We start from the raw sequence: 20985 nt of genomic DNA, 5'->3' as shown, positions 1-20985 counted from the left end.
TGTAAAACGTGGGAGACAAGGTAGAAGTTCTTTTGAATAAGGTAGCAGAATAACCTTTTTACCTCCCTTTCAAAGTGGAAAGTTTTACCGGCAAAGGCGTATAATGACAAAAATCATCTGCAAAACTGCGGCAAATCATCTTTGACTATTGCAAAAGCAGTAACTTTGTCCTATCAAAAAGAATATTTCAAAACCAAAATCCAATTCATAGGTTATGCAAAAAAGCGTCAAAATTTCAGAGGTGATGAGTCATCATGTAATTGTGGCAACTGCTGCACATACGTTTTCTCAGGCATGTCAATTGTTTTTAGAGTTCAATCTTCATCATCTTCCTATTGTTGATGAAAGTGATAAAGTAGTGGGTATTATCAGTTCCTATGATGTGCTGAGAACTTATAACGCAGAAGTTGCCAAATCCTCAACGGTCAGCGAAGCAGAAGTTAATGCTAAGTTTAAACTTGCTGATATTATGACCTCCGATCCCGTAACCATCACCGAAGACGAAACAATCGGTCATGCGTCAGAGATATTTATCAATAAAGGCATTCAGTCGCTTCCGGTTGTTGACGAAAACGGAAAAATCAAAGGTATTATCACGGTTCGCGATATTGTAAAACAATTTGCCACATACGGATAATAACATAAACAGGATTACCCTTTAATGATAGCTTCACTGCCCCGTCTTTGTAATAAAAGGCGGGGCAGTTCAGTTTTTATTAACAAACAAACAAAAACAAACCTTATACCAACTATGATTTAATTTTGAATCATCAAATACTGACAAACGTCTTTAAATTCCCCTCCTCGGAGGGTTAGGGGTGGGTTCTTTTAGATTGTGAAGTGGTATTATTTGAAATCTAAGCACACCATTCCGGTAAACAGTTTTTATTAATAAATTTACCGGACAAATTCTATCATCTGTCTCGGCTAAAATGCACTTGTAACGACATTTTACCTCCTACAGATTGATGAACATTGTGTATCGTTTTCAGGTTATTTTATTTCTATGCCATACTACAAAAAATCAATACTATACGTCCTGCTTTTGTTGCTGACAACCCCTGTTTTTTATGGGCAGGAAACCTCTTTTTCCCGACCTCAGAAAATAGCGGGAAAAATCAGCGATTACGAAGTGTTGGGACATACCGATGCAGGGCTGTTGTTGCATAAATGGGGGGAGCGCTATCATGCGATAGAGGCCTATGATATGGAAAACCTCAGCCTGAAATGGAACAAGGAACTTTTTTTGCCCGACAAAAAGTCAAAGGTCATCGGCATTGTTCCTTACAAAAACGAATTGCTGATTTTTTATACCCTCAAACAAAAACAAATTACTTATGTATATGCCAGAAAGGTCAGCGACGATTTGCACCAATTGATGCCGGAAGTGGTGGTAGATACCATTCAGCGAAATTTTGGCTCTTATGGATATAGTTATCAGATTTCAGTTTCCAAAAATAAATCCTTCATCTGTCTGCAACGAATGACCAATGACTTTAATGGTATCAGCAGTGTCAATTGTGTTGTTCTCAATAAAAACCTCGACATTTTAGGGCGAAAAAACATCCCTATTACCAACAAACTGATTAACGAAGATAATTTTTTGAGCAACGAGGGGGAAATTTTTTTATTGGACGCTCAGGTCAAACGAGTCATCAGCAACAACAACTCTTTGTACGACAATTTTAAGCTGCTGCGTTACAATTTTGCCACTAACAAACTAAGCATTGTCCAGATAGAAAATGTACAGTATTTACTGAGCGACATTAAGTTTGAGGTGGATGACCGCAACAACCGTATTGTGGCTGCCGGTTTTTATACCGAAAAACAATCGAACGATATCAGCGGCTATTTTTACCTTTTTATTGACCTGACTGCCGGCATCGTCAGTGAGCAAACCTTTGCGCCCTTTAATTCAGAAATCATCAGACGCGTCAGCAGAAACACATTAGTACGAAGCCGCGACCAAATCAGCAACCTTCGCATCCGAAAACTGATTACCCGACAAGACGGGGGGGCATTGCTCATTGGAGAACTTTTTTATACCGTACAGCAAAATATGCCCCGCTCAACTTTTGATAATTTTTATGCCCGTCAACTTGGTACAAGCTATTATTACAACGATGTGTTGCTGCTTTCCATCAATCCGGATGGCACGATGTATTGGGGAAATGTTGTGCAGAAAAGACAATCATCAGACGATGACGGAGGCTATTATTCTTCATTTGCTTTGGTAAATAACCGAAGCCAGTTGAACATTATTTTTAACGAAGACATTTCGAGCACCACCAACCTAAACAACTTTATTCTCGATAGCGACGGACAATATACGGTTTCCAGCCTGCTGAGGTCAAAAGATTATAACGTAATGATTGCCCCCCGGTACGGAAAACAGGTTGCCCCCGATATTATCGTGTTGCCCGCCTTCAATGAGCGCAATGATTTCATGTTGTTAAAAATTGACTTCTCAAAAAACATCGGACAGCGATAATATTGACAGCAAGAATTATCTATCCCATTAGATGCACTTATACCAACTATGATTTAATTTTGAGCCATCAATTTCTGGCAAAAGTCTTTAAATTATCCTACTCGGAGGGGTTAAGAGTGAGTTCTTTTAGAAAGTAAAGTGGTATTATAAGGAGTTAGGCTTTCTGTTCAGGCATTTCAGGATACATGCTGACCTGTATAAATACGAACAAGAAAAAACGGACTTCGGGTTAAATGCTTGTTTTCGGACAGATTATACCAACTATGATTTAATTTTGAACCATCAATTTCTGGCAAAAGTCTTTAAATTCCCCTCCTCGGAGGGGTTAGGGGTGGGTTCTTTTAGAAAGTAAAATGGTATTAGACAGGCCTAAGTTCCTGTGTTGCTAACCATGCCATCAGGCCCATACCGGTGAGCAGGGCATCTTCGTCAATGTCGAAAGTAGGGGTATGAACATTGGAAGTGATTCCTCGTGCGAGGTTACCAGTTCCGAGGCGGTAAAAACAACCCTTGGTTACCTGAGAATAGTAAGCAAAATCTTCGGCGGTCATTCGCATTGGTATATCATACACATTTTCTGCTCCCAGGTATTCGGTGGCAGCTTGTTTGCACTTTGCAGTCAATTCTTCGTCGTTGATTAAAAAAGGGTATCCCACATCTATCAAAACCTCACAAGAGCCGCCCATCGCTTCTGCAATTCCACAGGCTATTTGCCTGATTTTTAAATGGGCTTCTTTGCGCCAGGTTTCGTTCATGGTGCGCAGAGTGCCTTGTATTTTTACTTCTTCGGGGATGATGTTGTAGGCACCTCCCACCGATTGGATTTTACCGAATGTCAGGACACAGGGTATTGTCGGGTCGTTCATTCTGCTGACCAAATGTTGTAAAGCGCTGATGATTTGAGCACTGATAACGATAGGGTCAACCGTCAGTTGAGGAACGGCTCCGTGTCCGCCAATGCCTCGAACCGACAAATCAATTTCGTCTGCCGAGGCCATCATCATGCCGCTTCTGAAACCCACAGTTCCTGCCGGGAGCATGGAGAAAACATGCTGCCCGATGATGCCTTTGGGTTTGGGGTTTTCCAGAACGCCATCTTTAATCATAAGCGAAGCTCCGCCCGGCGAGCGTTCTTCGGCAGGTTGGAAGATGAGTTTTACCGTACCTTCAAACTCGGTGGATAACCTGCTTAATATTTTGGCTGCACCGATCAGGCTTGCCGTATGTGCATCATGTCCGCAGGCGTGCATCACCCCATTGACAGTTGATTTATAGGGAACATCATTGGCTTCTGTAATGGGCAATGCATCCATATCTGCCCGAAGTGCAAAGGCTTTGCTACCTGGGTTTTTACCTTCGATATATGCCACCACACCGGTTCCGGCAATGCCTGCAGTATAAGGCAGCCCAAGTTCTTCCATTTTTTGCTGAACAAAGGCAGCGGTTTTATACTCCTTAAAAGAAAGCTCCGGATTTGCGTGCAGATGCCGCCTGACGGCGATGATTTCGGAGTGAAATTCGGCGGATAGTAACTTGATTTTTTCTTTTAACTGCATGAAGCAAACGGGTATTTAAACTATTGACAGGAAACTGAATTGCATTGCAGCGATTCGGGCTAAAGTTCGGAGATGTTAACTTTATCTTGTACGATAAATGAGGCAGGGAAAGTACTTTTAAGGTCGTGCATCACTTTGAAGGCTTCAAACCGGTGCAGGTAATCCCCCACCCGAAGTTTGAAAAAAGGCTGATCATAGACTTCATAAGCTCTTAACTGTGGAAATTTTTTGAGCAAGGCAGCCTTTTGTTGCCGGACAGCCTCACGGCTGCTGTCTTGTATAATCTGCACCCTGAACCCTTGTGTTGTATGTTTTTTGGCATTGGCGTTTTTATGGGCTTCTATCAGCATATTGACCTGATGATTTGGGAGGATGCTGATAATGCCGGGGGAGGTATAATAGGTTTGCTGCGCAAAGAGGAGCGGGGAAAACAGCAGGGTTAATATCAGGTAAAACGCTTTGTTCTTCATCTTGTAAACTTTGTTGGGTTGGTCTATTCGAATGAAATCCACGGCAAGCTACAAAACAATTTGCACACTTGCTGAACATCCGAGCCGGTCGGCACCTGCTTTTATCATTGTCAGGGCTTCCTGCTTGGTCCGAATTCCACCCGATGCTTTTATAAATACATTGGCTGGAAGGGTGTTACGCATCAGCCTGACCGCTTCAACTTTAGCACCTCCGCCGTTAAAACCGGTTGAGGTTTTGACATAATCGGCATTTGCATCTGCACAAATACGGCATACTTTGACTATTTCCTCATCTGACAGCAGGGCAGATTCTATAATGACTTTCAGCAGGTTGCCCGGTTGTTGATGGGTCAGTTCGGCAGCAGCATGAATTTCATTGGCAACATACCCCCAGTCGGCATTTTTCAGAGCACAAAGGTTGATCACCATATCCATTTCGACCGCACCAAGGGCTGTTGCCCGCTCAATTTCGTGAAGTTTGGTGTAGGTCAGTTGATAGCCCAATGGAAACCCAATGACGGTTGCCACCTTCACGGTTGAACCACTTAACTGTTTTGCAACATGATGAATATAATATGGAGGGACGCATACTGCCGCAAAGGAATAGCTCAGGGCTTCGTTGCAAAGTTTTTCGATGTCTGTCGTCTTTGCATCGGGTCTCAGCAGAGTATGGTCTATTTTGCCTGCAAGGTTATGGTCAAATGTTTCTACATTCATTTCTGCCAATATTTCATCCGGTCGGAATATAACTATGCTGTTTTAAGGCTAAACAATTACAATGCTTTCCCTACAATTCAGCAACTGAAAACTAATTGGTGTTACCCGTTGCAAAGTTAGAAAAACACTGATGATATAGCATAAACGCATAGACGGTTAATGAAATTTAAGTAAAATTCCGGATTGGGTTGTTTTTTCCGTAGGTTTCACCAACAGCTATTCATATTAACTTACTTTGAGGTTGAGTCTGAAAAAATTCACAAAGCGATTTAAAATGAACAAGACCGTATGAAATAGAGTGGTAATCAACATCTCGAATAGCACTACCGCCAAGTGGTTGAATACATTGTGTTATAGTGCCTATCCCGATATAGAAGTCCGTTTTAGAGCTGGTTTTTAGTAATTTTTCACTGTCCACTTTTCATTTAATAGAACATTTTCATGGGTTGTAAAATAAAAAACCCAAAATCAGCAACTCTATGTTGCAGGCTTTTTTGTTGCTTAATTCTATAATGATGTAACAGGATTGCATAATAACCTTTGAAAATATTTTTTTAGAAAGATGATACTTTTAAAGAAAATTGCTATGTTTGTTTAAGCAATTTTGCCGGTACTTAAACTCCTTCTATGATGAAACAACACATTACCCCCCCCCCCATTATGTATTAACGCTTGTTATTCAACTTAGTATGCTGTTACTCGTAATTTTTGCAACATCTAAGCAAATGATGGCACAAGAAGAAATGTGTTATACAAGCAGCGACTATCCAAATGGGCAATGGATGTCGGGCAATAGTACGAATTGTAATGAATCTGACAACAAACCTTACTATTTAAGCATAGTGGTCAATGTAATTCGGAGGTCAGATGGAAGTTATGACAGAACTTTATCTGAGGTATATGAAGCGCTGGATTTATTGCAGACTCCTTTTGAAACTCACAACATATATTTCAGGTTGAAATGCCTGAAATATATTGATGATGATGATTTGTACAATCAGAGCAATCAATCAGCAGTATATTGTGTTGATGGATTATCGTCTTGCCCCTACCCAAATTTTTCAGATTTGTTTGATGAAGAGGCACTAACAATTTTCGTTTATCCCAAAGGAACACCTAATGAATTTGGAGGTGGATTTGGATTTTCAAGCGGGATACCCGGAAATGGGCTTTTAGTAAAAGGTATTTGGCGAAGTACCACTTATGATATAAATGGCAATCTGATTTCAGAAGAGTTTATTAATGTTTTTACATCTTCTATATTAGCCCACGAAACAGGTCATTGTCTTGGATTATTTCATACTTTTCACGGGCTATGTGGAGAAAGTGGATGTGTAGAAACAATAACTCCTGAGACAGATCCTGAAAATCCCTGCGAATGTGGCGATTTTGTAACCGATACATCGGCAGACCCTGGATTAAGTGATGGAACAATTGACGACGAGACTTGTGAACTGATTACCCTTTTAGGCTGCCTTGAAGTAATACCACCCGGTTATGATCCATTGATTGATAATATTATGTCCTATGTAGGACCTACCTGTGCTGAATCGTTTACTAACGGTCAAAGTTTCAGAATGAAAGAATATATTAACAATGCCACAGTTGTTCAAAACTATGTTTTGCCTAATAGTGAAGTAAACACGTCTTTGATAAAAAACTGGTTTGCCGAACAAATCCTGCCTGCCGGAACAACAAACTGGACTCATCAAATTAACATTTTAGGCAAAATTACGGTGCCGTCGGGTGCTACTTTACATATAAGAGAAGCATCTGTTTATTTTGAAGATCTAAGTTCTGGCATTGTTGTACAAAAAGGCGGGGTATTACTTATAGACGACAATTCAATTTTAAAAGGAAATATTTGCAATAATTCTATTTGGAACGGTATTTTACTGGAAGGCGATGCCAACGAACCCATCCCTTCTTCGGAATATACCTCCGGAATGGTTTTTGAGCACCACGGCATTGCCCGGTTACAAAGCAACGTAACCATCGAAAACGCCAGAACAGGCATACAGGTAGGCGATTTCATAGAATTCGGAGGTTCCGGCGACAACAACACCTACGGGGGTGGTGCGCTTTTTATTGAAGACACAAACTTTAACAACAACTCGGTCGGAGTATATTTGCTCTCTCAATATGCCGGTGATAATCTCTTGGCTAGGTTTAAAAATTGTACTTTCAACTTCAACGCTCCTTTCCCCGGCACCCACCGGCTGCCCGGTATCGGGTATGCAGGCATTTATACCATCCGACCCTTTGTCGTGTCGGGTTGCATTTTTCAAAACACCGACCCTTCGGGCTTCTTTGCCGAAGAACGCGGCTCGGGCATTATCAGCAACCGGTATGGCGGTTGGGTAGTCCCTTCCCTTTCGGGAACGCCGACGGTTTTCGGCGATCTCTACAAAGGGATTGACGCTTACGCCACCGGCTCTCTCCAAAGCGGTTTGTTCGTAACCGGAAACCTTTTTGAAAGGGTAACAAAAGGCATCACACTCAACGGCAATACGGTATCAGTGATTTCACACAACGACTTTACGAAATTGGACAAAGACAGCTATGCGGTCTATGCCATCGGAACAAGGGGCATTGTGGCGGACAACAATACGGTAACCGTCAGCGTTCCGCCCGGCATTACTTACGAAAAACCTTTCGGAATAGCGGTCAGAAATTCCGGCATTGCGGGTGCCTTGGTGATTAACAACACTTTTGAAGCGGACGACCCCATGCAGACCGGCACACAACGCTTTCGCGCCGCCACCCAAACCGAAGGTACCATCAACCCCAATGTACTCATAGACTGCAACAACTTCACCGCCCTCAGCGACTTCGATATCCGAATCTACGGCAGCCCCGATTTTCAAGACCAAGGAGGATGCGACCCTGCTGACCTAACTCTAAATCCTACTGTTAACAATTGGCATAATATTGCCGCCGCACCGAGCGGTACTAACCACATTTTATACGACAATGCCACCGAAACATTAGAGGTAACCTATCTTCCCGGTCACGAACCAACTGAGGTAAGCGCAAATGTGGGAACAGATATTTGTAATTTTGACGAAAATGACTGCGAAAGTTTTGTCTTTGAAGGATGGGAAATGGAAGAGCGCATCGAGTTTTTGCAGGAACGCATGGAGCAAAGCACTTCCGGGTATGAATACGAGCGGTTTTATACCGAATTGATGCGCGCCTACCTTCAAAATAATATGCTGACCGAAGCCAAAGCCGAAACCCAAGCCCGCAACGACACCGAGGGCTTAAAAATACTGATTGCCACCTATACCGACGAGCGCAAATTGGCCTTGGCCGACAGCCTGCTGCAAACTCTGCCCCTGCAAACACCCGAAGATGCCGACTTTTACGACTTTTTTTCCGCCTATCTGTATGAACTCTGGAACAATACTGACCTCATGCCTTATGAGGGCAAAGCGTTAAGCCCCGCTGCCATGCAAATACAGAATATGGCTGCCAACGACAACCCGAACAGCCGTATTTCCTTATTTGCACAAGCCGCTACCGCTACGAAGCAGAACAGCCAATATCACCGAACCCCTGCCGATTTTAAAACAACCTTGACAGCGAACATAGTTACAAAAGATGCTTTGCAGATAGTGCCCAATCCTGCCCAAAACGAAGTGTTTGTTTCGTTACTCACCAACAATTGGGAAAAAATAAGCAGCCTGAATGTATATAGCCTTACCGGCAAGCTTTTGCAAACGCTGCCGCTAAATGGCCACTCTACTTTTAAGCCTGTATCCATCAATACCCAAAATTTAGGTAACGGCTTATATATCTGCCAACTCATCGCCCAAAGCGGTAAAACGCTTACCGGCAAACTCGTCGTTGCCCGGTAATTCCTTTAATTCGTAAAGTATCATACACTTTTGTTGTTATTCCAAGCAATAAAAAGTGTATGTTATTTTTAAATGGCATAGATATGAAGACTATACAATACCTCTTTATTGCTGTCTTGCTCTGCTTTTATTTTCCTCTCACGGCACAGACATTCACTTATTTTAATAAAACTTTTAAGCCCGATACGATGAATATACTGTCTCCGGCAGTGTTGACTGTTGAAGGTGGGTATATAATGGCCACTTCATTTAATTCTTTGGATGGCTATGAAGCACTCGCAATAAGAAAGATAGACCTGACAGGCAATACTATTTGGTTTAAGATAGTAGAAGAAGGTTATACACTTACCGGTATAGTCGGAGGCGGTATTCTGGAAAGAACAAATGATGGACATTTCATTATGGTTGGAGCAAAGGATACAATAGGCATATCCGGCAACTTAGATATTATCATGATTAAATTCAACGGAAATGGCGATGTAATTTGGAAAAAAACACATGGAACGAGCACTACCGTAGAAGGGATTTACCAAATCACCCCCACCCAAGACGGAGGGTATATTATGTGCGGCATTCGGCGCGGTTTTTCCTCCTCCGGCCGTTTCTACATTCTCAAAACCGATTCATTTGGAAATAAAGAGTGGGACAAGGTATATTTCCCAACTCAGCACGGTGCTGCTTTTTCAGTATTTGAAACCGGTTTTGGCTATATTGTAAGCGGGGCTAAACTATACCCGCAAACAAGTTACGATATGTTACTGATAGGGATAGATATGCAGGGGAATTTACTTTGGGAAAAGAATTATGGAGAAGATGAAGGAGATAATGCCTGTATTATTATGCCTGCAAACAATAATGATACCTATTTCTTGGCAAGTGCCGTCAGACAAAACAATATTCCTAAACCTTATGTTGCGCTGATTGACAGCACAGGCAATATCCTTTGGAGCCGTTTATATGATGTTGAAGTTACTGCTTTGCAGGAAGCCCCTCTACAGATTTCTCCGGATGGCGGCTTTTTATGTCTTTACGGCAAAAAAACACAGTCCGGCAGAGAACCCTGGCTTTGGCGTTACACTGCAACAGGCGATACCGTTTGGACAAATACTATCCCTAATCTCAATCAAACGGATAGCTGGTACTTAAAAGACATAGCCCACACGCCCGATGGCGGTTGGGTGCTATCCGGCTTCAACTACTCGCAACAAAGCAGTTGGGTGGTCAAAACCGATAGCCTTGGCTATACATGCAGTTTTATAGGTTGTGACAGCACGGTGGTGGTAGAAGTGCTGCCCGGTATCCCTTCCAATGCTAATCAGGAGGTTTCGGCAATGGTCTATCCCGTTCCTACTTCTACTCATCTCAATATCCACTACCAAATACCTGCCGGCATCCTTTCTTCGGGCAATGCCGGATGGTATTTGTACGACATGACCGGCAGGCAGGTAGCAGTGGAAACATTATATGGTAGCATAGGAGCAGTACAAGTATCGGTAGAACTCTTGCCGGCGGGAGTTTATTACTACCGAGTGGTGCTCCCTGCTTCGGGACAAACGGTGGCGGGTGGGAAGGTAGTAGTAGAGTAGGTAGCTCCGATACTTGTACCGGAGGGAGAATAGTTTAAGGGGCAGTTTAAATTAAAAATTCAAAAACACTACATACAATAAATTTTGGAATTATTTAACGAGACGAATAACAAGAACAATGACTCTTTTAGACAGCCACTTTACATTATAAAACTTTGGGTATGAAAAACTTAATATCCCTGATGTTTGTGTTTGCTATTATGGGATTTTATCCCGTAAAAAGCATTTCTGCACAAGCATTTACCTACTTCAACAAAATTTTTAAACCCGATACGATGAATATACTGTCTCCGGCAGTGTTGACTGTTGAAGGTGGGTATATAATGGCCACTTCATTTAATTCTTTGGATGGCTATGAAGCACTCGCAATAAGAAAGATAGACCTGACAGGCAATACTATTTGGTTTAAGATAGCAGAAGAAGGTTATACACTTACCGGTATAGTCGGAGGCGGTATTCTGGAAAGAACAAATGATGGACATTTCATTATGGTTGGAGCAAAGGATACAATAGGCATATCCGGCAACTTAGATATTATCATGATTAAATTCAACGGAAATGGCGATGTAATTTGGAAAAAACACATGGAACGAGCACTACCGTAGAAGGGACTTACCAAATCACCCCCACCCAAGACGGAGGGTATATTATGTGCGGCATCCAACGTAGCTTTTCCACTTCCAACCGGTTTTATGTACTCAAAACCGATTCATTTGGAAATAAAGAGTGGGACAGGGTATATAATCCGCAACAACACGCCTCGGCCTTTTCTGTTTTTGAAACGGAAATCGGTTACATAGTAAGCGGATACATGTATAATACAGTCACAAACTATGATATGGTGATTATTCAAATTGATAAACTCGGCGATGTAATGTGGCAGAAATTTTATGGTGGCAATGATAGTGACAGCGGATGTTTATTATCTTCTAATGCTGACGGTAACTCATATCTCGCAATAGGTTCAATAAAAAATGACAATATAAAAAAACCTTTTATTTTCTCCGTTGATATACAAGGAAACATTTTGTGGCAAAAGATGTATGAAATGGAAGTAAGAGCTTTGCAAGAAGCACCGATATTCAGAACTGAAAATGATGGTGCAATTTGCATTTTTGGGTTTGATAATCAATTTGGTAAAACCGATATAAGAATTTTTAAGTTCACCTCCACCGGCGATACGCTTTGGACACGTACCATACCGGGTCTAAACCCCAATGACAATTGGTATCTGAAAGACATAGACTCCACTCCCGACGGCGGTTTTATTTTTTCCGGTTTCAACTACTCACAGCAAAGCAGTTGGGTGGTCAAAACAGACAGCCTTGGGCATACCTGTAGCTTTATAGGTTGCGACAGCACGGTGGTGGTAGAAGTGCTGCCCGGTATCCCTTCCAATGCTAATCAGGAGGTTTCGGCAATGGTCTATCCCGTTCCTACTTCTACTCATCTCAATATCCACTACCAAATACCTGCCGGCATCCTTTCTTCGGGCAATGCCGGATGGTATTTGTACGACATGACCGGCAGGCAGGTAGCAGTGGAAACATTATATGGTAGCATAGGAGCAGTACAAGTATCGGTAGAACTCTTGCCGGCGGGAGTTTATTACTACCGAGTGGTGCTCCCTGCTTCCGGGACAAACGGTGGCGGGTGGGAAGGTAGTAGTAGAGTAGGTAGCTCCGATACTTGTACCGGAGGGAGAATAGTTTAAGGGGCAGTTTAAATTAAAAATTCAAAAACACTACATACAATAAATTTTGGAATTATTTAACGAGACGAATAACAAGAACAATGACTCTTTTTAGACAGCCACTTTACATTATAAAACTTTGGGTATGAAAAACTTAATATCCCTGATGTTTGTGTTTGCTATTATGGGATTTTATCCCGTAAAAAGCATTTCTGCACAAGCATTTACCTACTTCAACAAAATTTTTAAACCCGATACGATGAATATACTGTCTCCGGCAGTGTTGACTGTTGAAGGTGGGTATATAATGGCCACTTCATTTAATTCTTTGGATGGCTATGAAGCACTCGCAATAAGAAAGATAGACCTGACAGGCAATACTATTTGGTTTAAGATAGCAGAAGAAGGTTATACACTTACCGGTATAGTCGGAGGCGGTATTCTGGAAAGAACAAATGATGGACATTTCATTATGGTTGGAGCAAAGGATACAATAGGCATATCCGGCAACTTAGATATTATCATGATTAAATTCAACGGAAATGGCGATGTAATTTGGAAAAAAACACATGGAACGAGCACTACCGTAGAAGGGACTTACCAAATCACCCCCACCCAAGACGGAGGGTATATTATGTGCGGCATCCAACGTAGCTTTTCCACTTCCAACCGGTTTTATGTACTCAAAACCGATTCATTTGGAAATAAAGAGTGGGACAGGGTATATAATCCGCAACAACACGCCTCGGCCTTTTCTGTTTTTGAAACGGAAATCGGTTACATAGTAAGCGGATACATGAAGTATCCCATTACCGATACTGATATGTTTATAATGGAAATAGACAAACAGGGTAACATGATTTGGCAAAAAAACTATGGGGGGAATGAAATAGATTTGGCATGTTTGGCCCTTCCAAAAACAGACGGCAACAGTTATTTTATATTGTCGGCAATTAGAGAAAATAATATTCGGAAACCTTTCGCAGCTAATTTAGATACTTCAGGAAATATCATTTGGAGTAAAATATATGATTTGGAAGTCGGAGGCATGAATGAAGCCCCCCTTCAGCCAACTCCGGATGGTGGTTTCATGGGTATATTTGGCTACAAAACCGAATTTAATAAAGATATCCCATGTATATGGCGTTTTTCTTCAACCGGCGACACCCTTTGGACTCGAACGATTAAGGGTCTAAACCCCAATGACAATTGGTATCTGAAAGACATAGATTCTACTTCCGACGGCGGTTTTATTTTTTCCGGTTTCAACTACTCACAGCAAAGCAGTTGGGTGGTCAAAACCGATAGCCTTGGCTATACATGCAGTTTTATAGGTTGTGACAGCACGGTGGTGGTGGAAGTGCTGCCCGGCATCCCTTCCAATGCTAATCAGGAGGTTTCGGCAATGGTCTATCCCGTTCCTGCTTCTACCCATCTCAATATCCGCTACCAAATACCTGCCGGCATCTTACCCTACGGCGATGTGGATTGGCGTTTGTACGATGCTTTAGGCAGACAGGTAGCAGAGGAAACATTATATGGTAGCACAGGAACAGTACAAGTGCAGGTAGAACTCTTGCCGGCGGGAGTTTATTACTACCGGGTGGTGCTCCCTGCTTCGGGACAAACGGTGGCGGGTGGGAAGATTTTGGTAAGTGAAAAGTGAAAAACTAAAAGTGAAAAGTGGCTACTTTGGTGGTTCTGATACTTTTACCGGATTAGAGAATTTCAGCGGTACAAGTATCGCTGCTGCCGTGTCATACTTGGCAGCAACGGAATTATTTTATTGCTATCTTTTGTCCAATAATCATCAGGTTCAACTATATAAGAAGATCCAAACAATTGTTAGTTTGACTTCGCACACTAACCCATAAGACCAAACTTAAACTCATATTAGCCTCCAAAAACATCGCAAAAGGCATAGTGTGGAAAGCCTATACACCCCGGTATATGAGCGGATCAGGCGTTTTTCAAAGCATCTCACTGCCGGGTTTTCCATGACATTTTTTAAACTTTTTGCCGCTGCCGCAAGGGCAGGGGTCATTCGGCCCTACTTTTGGAGTTTGCCGTTTAAAAGTTTGTTGTTTTTGGTTGTCGGAATTGGTTTGTAAATTAGCTTGATTCTGATTTTTTTGCCCGCCACCGCTTCCGGCATCTCCAAGTTCGTCTGTTCTGCTGGTTTTCAGTTTGCTCATATCGGTTGCTTTAGGCAAACGGGCTTCTCGTACTTCTTCCGAATTTGCAACCGGAATAGTGGCTTGAAACAAAAAGTCGGCAATTTTGATATTTACCTCCGATACCATTTCGCTGAACAACCCATAGGCCTCTCGTTTAAAAATGAGCAGGGGGTCTTTTTGTTCATAGACTGCTGTTTGAACCGAATTTTTAAGTTCGTCCATTTGTCTTAGATGGCTCATCCATGCTTCGTCAATCAATCCAAGCGAAACAGATTTTTCAAACTCTTTGACCACCGATTTGCCCTTAGTTTCAACCGCGGTTTTTACAGGTGTCAGTACATTGAGCGTCTTAGGACCATCTGAAAACGGAACATAGACCATATCTATCTGTTCGCCTCTTTGGTCTAATATATTGCTCATCACCGGATAGACTTCTTTTGCAATTTCGGCAGTTTTGCGTTTATAGGCCAGGCTCACTGCTTCATACAGCATATCTGACAACTGATCGGCTTTTAGCGAGTTGAATTCGGAGTTGCCAAAGGGAGGGTCAATGGTAAAATTGATTCTTACCTCATATTTGAAGGATTCGTAGTCGTGGGTGCTATGATGCCTGCCAACTAACTCGTCGCACAAATCGGCAAAAGAATTGGAAATATCCAAAGATAGTCGTTCTCCGAAAAGTGCATGTCTGCGTTTGGCATAGATGGCATTTCGCTGAACGTTCATCACTTCGTCGTAATCGAGCAGTCGTTTGCGGATGCCGAAGTTGTTTTCCTCGACTTTTTTCTGTGCCCGTTCAATAGATTTGGTAATCATGCTGTGCTGAATAACTTCACCTTCTTTGTAGCCGATGCGATCCATTACTCCGGCGATTCTTTCAGAACCAAACATCCGCATCAGGTTGTCTTCTAAAGACACATAAAACTGTGAGCTACCCGGGTCGCCCTGCCTTCCTGCGCGTCCGCGCAACTGTCTGTCAACACGGCGCGAATCGTGTCTTTCGGTACCGATAATAGCCAATCCGCCTGCTTCTTTCACACCGGGTCCGAGTTTGATGTCGGTCCCTCTACCTGCCATATTGGTTGCGATTGTTACGGCTCCGGCAATTCCGGCCTGAGCTACAATTTCTGCTTCGCGTGCATGTTGCTTGGCGTTGAGAACGTTGTGATTGATTTTTCGGATGGTCAACAATTTGCTCAACAGTTCCGATACTTCGACCGAGGTTGTTCCTACTAATACGGGTCTTCCGTTGTTGCGCAGCCGTTCGATTTCGTCAATTACGGCGTTAAATTTTTCTCGGGCTGTTCGATACACCAGGTCTTCCTCATCTTTCCGGGCAATAGGCCGGTTGGTTGGAATGACGACAACATCGAGCTTGTAAATTTCCCAAAACTCTCCGGCTTCAGTTTCCGCAGTTCCTGTCATTCCGGCCAATTTGTGATACATTCTGAAAAAATTCTGAAGGGTAACGGTGGCGTAAGTTTGTGTGGCTTCTTCCACCTTTACGTTTTCTTTCGCCTCAATGGCCTGATGTAATCCGTCAGAATATCTTCGTCCTTCCATGATACGTCCGGTCTGTTCATCCACAATTTTAACCTTGCCATCAAGCACTACATATTCCACATCTTTTTCAAACAGGGTATAAGCCTTCAGCAACTGATTGACAGAGTGCAACCGGTCTGATTTTATGGCAAAATCGCGTAGCACCTGATCTTTGCTTCGCTGTTTGTCTTCGTCCGAAAGTTCTGAGTTTTCAATTTCGGCAATTTTTGCGCCGATATCCGGAATGATAAACAGATCGGCCTCTTCACCGGCATTGGTAATCAGTTCTGTTCCTTTTTCGGTCAGGGTTACCTGATTGTTTTTTTCTTCAATCACGAAATACAATTCCTGATCAACTTCGGGCATTCTTTTGGCTTGCTCTTGCAGGTAAAAGTTTTCGGTCGAAAGCAGGGTGTTTTTCATGCCCTGTTCGCTGAGAAATTTAATGAGTGGTTTGCTTTTTGGCAAACCGCGATGTGCTCTTAATAAAGCTAAGCCGCCGGTTTTTTCGTCTGTTTTTCCTTCTGAAATATCTTTTTTTGCTTCTACAAGCAGTTTTCTGACTAATTCTTTCTGAGAATTTACCAGCCTTTCGATGCGGGGTTTCAGGGTTTCAAACTCCTGTTCGTCGCCGCGCTCAACGGGGCCGGAAATAATAAGGGGTGTCCTTGCATCGTCAATCAAAACTGAGTCCACCTCATCCACCATGGCATAATGCAATTTTCTTTGCACCATTTCGCCCGGAGTTCGAACCATATTGTCGCGCAGATAGTCGAAACCAAATTCGTTGTTGGTTCCGTAGGTAATATCGGCATTATAGGCGTTGCGGCGTGCAGACGAGTTAGGTCGGTGCTTGTCAATGCAGTCCACGGTTATGCCTAAAAAGTTAAAGATAGGCCGATTCCACTCCGAGTCGCGTTTTGCCAGATAGTCGTTGACGGTAACCACATGAACCCCCTGTCCGCTCAGGGCATTCAGGTAGGCGGGCAGCGTAGCAACGAGTGTTTTACCTTCACCGGTGCCCATTTCTGCAATCCTACCCTGATGCAGGACGATTCCCCCAATCAGTTGCACATCGAAATGCACCATTGCCCACTTAATATGTCCACCGGAGGCGGTCCATTCATTTTTGTAAATCACCTGATCTCCCTCAATGGTAAGGTAATCGGCATTGACCGACAAATCCCTGTCCAAATCAGTGGCTGTAGAGGTAATTGTTTCGTTTTCGGTAAATCTGCGCGCGGTTTCTTTTACCACCGCAAAGGCCTCGGGTAAAATCTGATTCAAAATTTCTTCCAACTGCCGGTCGCGGTTCTTTTTGAATTTGTCAATCTGATTATAAAGCTCCTCCTTGTTGCCGGGCTCCATATCAGGGTTTTCTTTCAGGGTTAGTTCAATTTCAGCGATGTCATGATCAATATTTGACAAATAATCGGCAATCCGTTGTTTGAAATAGCTGGTTTTCGACCTCAGTTCATCGTGTGTAAGTCCCGAAAGTTTGGCATATTCCTGATTGATTTGAGTTACAATGGGATGAATGGCCTTTACATCTTTTTCGTACTTGCTGCCGAAAATAGATTGGAGTATTTTACCGAAAAAACCGGACATATATATTGTTGTTTTATTTAAAAATGAAGGCAGATGCAGTAACCATCAAACCGGCACAAAGGTATAACTATTTTTAATTGATGTCCGTTCGATATAAGGTTCAAATAAGCCCTGCAAGTATTGAAAAAAGAAAGGAAAATTTAAGCCGGAATATTTGTACGGGCGTTTTTCATTTTGTTCAAATAATTTTAAACGCTTTGTCAGGTTTAGTGGTTATTATGATTATCGTAAAAAGTATATAAAACCATGAGGCAAAAATAATGCCTTAGGTGCAGGAATGGCAATATTGGCACAGAATTAGCGGCGGATGGTTGCCATATTGTCAGGTGTTTTAAAAAGACAAGACGATAACGGTTCAAGTACTCTGTAAACGAAAAATAACTTCAGGATAAACCAAATCAACCCTATAAGGTTATTTTAATGGTTTTTCTGAATTATTTTTACAGAAAAGACGGAAAATGGATTTGTGCGCCAACGGTATTGAAACGAAGATGGAGTAAAGCACAGCAAGCCCCCTTGCAGCAGGGGTTGTGAAATGCCTTGAACAAGCATTTCCCCGCAGTAGAAAAACATACATTAATGAATAAACGTTGGGTACTCACTGAAACCAATGAGCAAGCAGTTGACCAACTTCATGAGGACCTACGAATTAATCGCATTCTTTGCAAATTACTGGTACAAAGAGGAGTAAAAACTTTTGAAGATGCCAAAAAATTTTTCCGACCCTCGCTCGAATCGCACTTATACGACCCATTTCTCATGGCAGACATGGACAAGGCCGTTGAGCGTATTGACAGGGCCATGCAAAACAAAGAAAAGATTTTGGTCTATGGCGATTATGACGTAGATGGAACAACTGCGGTTGCAGTCTTATACGGGTTTATAAAAGACCTGTACTTTTATGTAGATTATTACGTACCCGACCGCTACAAAGAGGGGTACGGGATTTCTACAGAAGGTATTAACTGGGCAAAAGAACGGGGCTTTTCCCTGATCATTGCAGTTGATTGCGGAATTAAGGCAAATGAACAGGTTCAGTATGCTCTGGATATGGGCATCGAATTTATTATTTGCGACCATCATCGCCCCGGCGACGAGTTGCCTGCGGCTTATGCTGTGTTAGATCCCAAACGAAGCGACTGTCATTACCCCTTTACAGAACTGAGTGGTTGCGGGATAGCCTTTAAATTGGTACAGGCTTTGGCTGCCAATAAACATTTGTCGTTTAAAAAAGTAACCCGTTATCTGGATTTGGTAGCTGTAAGTATTGCCGCAGATATTGTGCCTATTATTGACGAGAACAGGCTATTGGCTTATTACGGGCTGCGTCAACTGAACCGAAACCCAAGACCCGGGCTGCGTTCACTGATGGAACTGAACCCCGTCAGCCGTGAATTGACCATATCAGATATTGTTTTTATCATCGCCCCCAGAATTAATGCCGCCGGCCGGATGGATGATGCAAGGCAGGCGGTAAGATTGCTGCTTTCGCAAGAAGGAACAAGTGCCCGAAAAAACGCGGATGAATTGCAAGCCCGCAACAGCGAACGAAAGATTGTGGACGGAAGCATTACCGAAGAAGCCTTAAGCATGGTGGAAAACGACCCCGAGTTCCATGCCCGAAAAACTACGGTGTTGTTTAAACCCGACTGGCACAAGGGGGTTATCGGAATTGTAGCATCCCGCCTTATTGAGCGATTTTTCAGACCAACCATCGTGCTGACTGCTACCAACAATATTGTTTCAGGCTCTGCCCGTTCGGTTCCGGGTTTTGATATTTACAATGCCATTAAAGAATGTAGCGACTTATTAGACCAGTTCGGAGGGCATAAATACGCCGCAGGGCTAACCATGAAAGAGGAAAATCTGTTGGAGTTTATTGCACGCTTCGAAGCCGTGGTTGCCGATACTATAGACTTGCAACTTCTAATACCCGAAATACAGATTGATGCCGAACTGCCGCTAAAAGACATCAGCACCAGATTTTACCAAATCCTGCATCAGTTTGCCCCTTTTGGCCCCGGCAATACGCGCCCCGTATTTATGAGCACCAATGTAACTGCTACTAAATGGACCACTATCGTGGGGAACAACCACCTGAAACTTTATCTGAAGCAAGACAACTCGCCGGTGGTGAAGGGGATTGCCTATAATATGGGGCATCTTTACGAACAAATTATTGGTGGAGATTCTTTTGATGTATGTTTCTCGCTTGAAGAAAACAAGTATAATAACACGACTTCTATTCAGTTGAATGTCAAAGATATTTTGTTTCACAACAACTAAAAAGTGAAAAGTGAAAAGTGAAAAGTGAATGCTGCTTGATTTTAGATTTAAATCTCAATTTCATGGTTCACTCAATTCCGTAGGTTTCACATACGGCCATTCAATTTTAATTCTTTCAGGTTTTACACTGTTCACATAATTCCGCAGGTTTCACATGCTGCTATTCAATTTTAATTCTTTCAGGTTTTTCACTTTTAGTTTTTCACTTTTCACTTAAAAAATCATGCTGCTACATTCACATCTGTTAACCAAAAAGTACGGGAAGAGGGTGGTTGTCAATCAGGTAACCCTCAATGTGCAGCAAGGAGAAATTGTTGGATTGCTGGGTCCTAACGGAGCAGGTAAGACTACCAATTTTTATATGATAGTCGGGCTTATAAGACCGGATAGCGGCACCATTTTTTTAGATGACACGGACATTACTTATCTGCCGATGTATAAACGGGCGCGGTTGGGTATTGGTTATCTGCCTCAGGAAGCCTCTGTTTTCAGAGATTTGAGCGTTGAAAACAATATCGCTGCCGTACTGGAAATGACCCATTTAACCCGGCAAGAACAAAAAAATAAACTCGAATCCCTGCTCGATGAGTTCGGGTTGCAGCATGTTCGAAAAAGTAAGGGCAATGTGTTGTCGGGGGGAGAACGAAGAAGAACAGAAATTGCAAGAGCATTGGCTGTTGACCCCAAATTTATCTTGTTGGATGAGCCTTTTGCGGGCGTAGATCCTATAGCTGTGGAAGACATTCAGCACATAGTAGCCCAACTGAAATACCGGAATATCGGTGTTTTAATTACTGACCATAATGTTCAGGAAACCCTTTCTATCACAGACAGGGCTTATCTTTTATTTGAGGGCAATCTTCTCAAATCAGGCACCGCCGAAGAACTTGCATTAGATGAGCAAGTAAGGCGGGTTTATCTCGGGCAAAACTTTGTGCTGAAACGAAAAAATTTTGACCTACAAAGATAACCGCAATTATTTATTGCCGACTTTTGCAA

The 20985-nt window shown here is 42.6% G+C and carries 13 protein-coding genes; 9 read left to right on the top strand and 4 right to left on the bottom strand.

Annotated features, from left to right (window positions below):
• The first annotated feature begins 214 nt into the window (after positions 1–214).
• Entirely contained in the window at positions 215–637 is a 423-nt protein-coding gene (locus IPM47_02190) for a CBS domain-containing protein (protein ID QQS29788.1), read from the top strand.
• A 369-nt stretch (positions 638–1006) separates the two neighbouring features.
• Positions 1007–2491, top strand: coding sequence for a hypothetical protein (locus IPM47_02185; protein QQS29787.1), 1485 nt, complete (start codon positions 1007–1009; stop codon positions 2489–2491).
• A gap of 359 nt (positions 2492–2850) precedes the next feature.
• Here the strand turns inward: IPM47_02185 and IPM47_02180 are convergent, their stop codons facing one another.
• The 3 genes from IPM47_02180 to deoC are packed head-to-tail and all read right to left on the bottom strand — an operon-like array spanning position 2851 to position 5234.
• A complete protein-coding gene (locus tag IPM47_02180; protein ID QQS29786.1) occupies positions 2851–4047 on the bottom strand; it encodes an amidohydrolase in 1197 nt (398 codons plus the stop codon).
• A gap of 59 nt (positions 4048–4106) precedes the next feature.
• Positions 4107–4517, bottom strand: coding sequence for an SPOR domain-containing protein (locus IPM47_02175; GenBank protein QQS29785.1), 411 nt, complete (start codon positions 4515–4517; stop codon positions 4107–4109).
• 48 nt (positions 4518–4565) lie between these two features.
• The gene (gene deoC / locus IPM47_02170) at positions 4566–5234 is read right to left on the bottom strand and encodes a deoxyribose-phosphate aldolase (protein QQS29784.1); all 669 of its coding nucleotides are present in this window, start codon (positions 5232–5234) and stop codon (positions 4566–4568) included.
• A 725-nt stretch (positions 5235–5959) separates the two neighbouring features.
• Between deoC and IPM47_02165 the strand changes: the two genes are divergently transcribed.
• The 5 genes from IPM47_02165 (at position 5960) to IPM47_02145 (ending at position 14039) form a co-directional block, all read left to right on the top strand.
• Positions 5960–9094: a T9SS type A sorting domain-containing protein gene (locus IPM47_02165; protein ID QQS29783.1), complete on the top strand. Its 3135-nt coding sequence runs from the start codon at positions 5960–5962 to the stop codon at positions 9092–9094.
• An 83-nt stretch (positions 9095–9177) separates the two neighbouring features.
• Positions 9178–10680, top strand: coding sequence for a T9SS type A sorting domain-containing protein (locus tag IPM47_02160; GenBank protein ID QQS29782.1), 1503 nt, complete (start codon positions 9178–9180; stop codon positions 10678–10680).
• A gap of 161 nt (positions 10681–10841) precedes the next feature.
• Positions 10842–11285, top strand: coding sequence for a hypothetical protein (locus IPM47_02155; GenBank protein QQS29781.1), 444 nt, complete (start codon positions 10842–10844; stop codon positions 11283–11285).
• Positions 11252–12394: a T9SS type A sorting domain-containing protein gene (locus tag IPM47_02150; protein QQS29780.1), complete on the top strand. Its 1143-nt coding sequence runs from the start codon at positions 11252–11254 to the stop codon at positions 12392–12394. Before IPM47_02155 ends, IPM47_02150 begins: the two co-directional genes overlap by 34 nt.
• 124 nt (positions 12395–12518) lie before the next feature.
• Positions 12519–14039 carry a T9SS type A sorting domain-containing protein gene (locus IPM47_02145; GenBank protein ID QQS29779.1) on the top strand — a complete coding sequence of 507 codons (1521 nt, stop codon included), beginning with the start codon at positions 12519–12521 and terminating at the stop codon, positions 14037–14039.
• A gap of 304 nt (positions 14040–14343) precedes the next feature.
• Here the strand turns inward: IPM47_02145 and secA are convergent, their stop codons facing one another.
• Complete coding sequence (gene secA, locus IPM47_02140) at positions 14344–17700, bottom strand: preprotein translocase subunit SecA (GenBank protein QQS29778.1); 3357 nt, start codon at positions 17698–17700, stop codon at positions 14344–14346.
• 579 nt (positions 17701–18279) lie between these two features.
• On the opposite strand from secA, the gene recJ reads away from it, so the two are divergent.
• Both recJ and lptB read left to right on the top strand, forming a co-directional pair.
• Positions 18280–19986, top strand: a complete 1707-nt coding sequence (gene recJ / locus IPM47_02135; protein ID QQS29777.1) for a single-stranded-DNA-specific exonuclease RecJ — start codon at positions 18280–18282, stop codon at positions 19984–19986.
• Positions 19987–20209: 223 nt separating this feature from the next.
• A complete protein-coding gene (gene lptB / locus IPM47_02130; GenBank protein QQS29776.1) occupies positions 20210–20956 on the top strand; it encodes an LPS export ABC transporter ATP-binding protein in 747 nt (248 codons plus the stop codon).
• The last annotated feature ends 29 nt before the right edge of the window (positions 20957–20985 follow it).

It is taken from the genome of Sphingobacteriales bacterium (assembly GCA_016700115.1).
Lineage (GTDB): Bacteria > Bacteroidota > Bacteroidia > Chitinophagales > UBA2359 > UBA2359.
The sequence above is the reverse complement of the archived record's forward strand: the minus strand, read 5'-3'. Positions and strand labels throughout refer to the sequence as shown.

Bases quoted from the DNA above. Each gene is read 5' to 3' on its own strand.
- IPM47_02190 (QQS29788.1), top strand. From the start codon at position 215: ATGCAAAAAAGCGTCAAAATTTCAGAGGTGATGAGTCATCATGTAATT.
- IPM47_02185 (QQS29787.1), top strand. From the start codon at position 1,007: ATGCCATACTACAAAAAATCAATACTATACGTCCTGCTTTTGTTGCTG.
- IPM47_02180 (QQS29786.1), bottom strand. From the start codon at position 4,047: ATGCAGTTAAAAGAAAAAATCAAGTTACTATCCGCCGAATTTCACTCC.
- IPM47_02175 (QQS29785.1), bottom strand. From the start codon at position 4,517: ATGAAGAACAAAGCGTTTTACCTGATATTAACCCTGCTGTTTTCCCCG.
- deoC (QQS29784.1), bottom strand. From the start codon at position 5,234: ATGAATGTAGAAACATTTGACCATAACCTTGCAGGCAAAATAGACCAT.
- IPM47_02165 (QQS29783.1), top strand. From the start codon at position 5,960: ATGATGGCACAAGAAGAAATGTGTTATACAAGCAGCGACTATCCAAAT.
- IPM47_02160 (QQS29782.1), top strand. From the start codon at position 9,178: ATGAAGACTATACAATACCTCTTTATTGCTGTCTTGCTCTGCTTTTAT.
- IPM47_02155 (QQS29781.1), top strand. From the start codon at position 10,842: ATGAAAAACTTAATATCCCTGATGTTTGTGTTTGCTATTATGGGATTT.
- IPM47_02145 (QQS29779.1), top strand. From the start codon at position 12,519: ATGAAAAACTTAATATCCCTGATGTTTGTGTTTGCTATTATGGGATTT.
- secA (QQS29778.1), bottom strand. From the start codon at position 17,700: ATGTCCGGTTTTTTCGGTAAAATACTCCAATCTATTTTCGGCAGCAAG.
- recJ (QQS29777.1), top strand. From the start codon at position 18,280: ATGAATAAACGTTGGGTACTCACTGAAACCAATGAGCAAGCAGTTGAC.
- lptB (QQS29776.1), top strand. From the start codon at position 20,210: ATGCTGCTACATTCACATCTGTTAACCAAAAAGTACGGGAAGAGGGTG.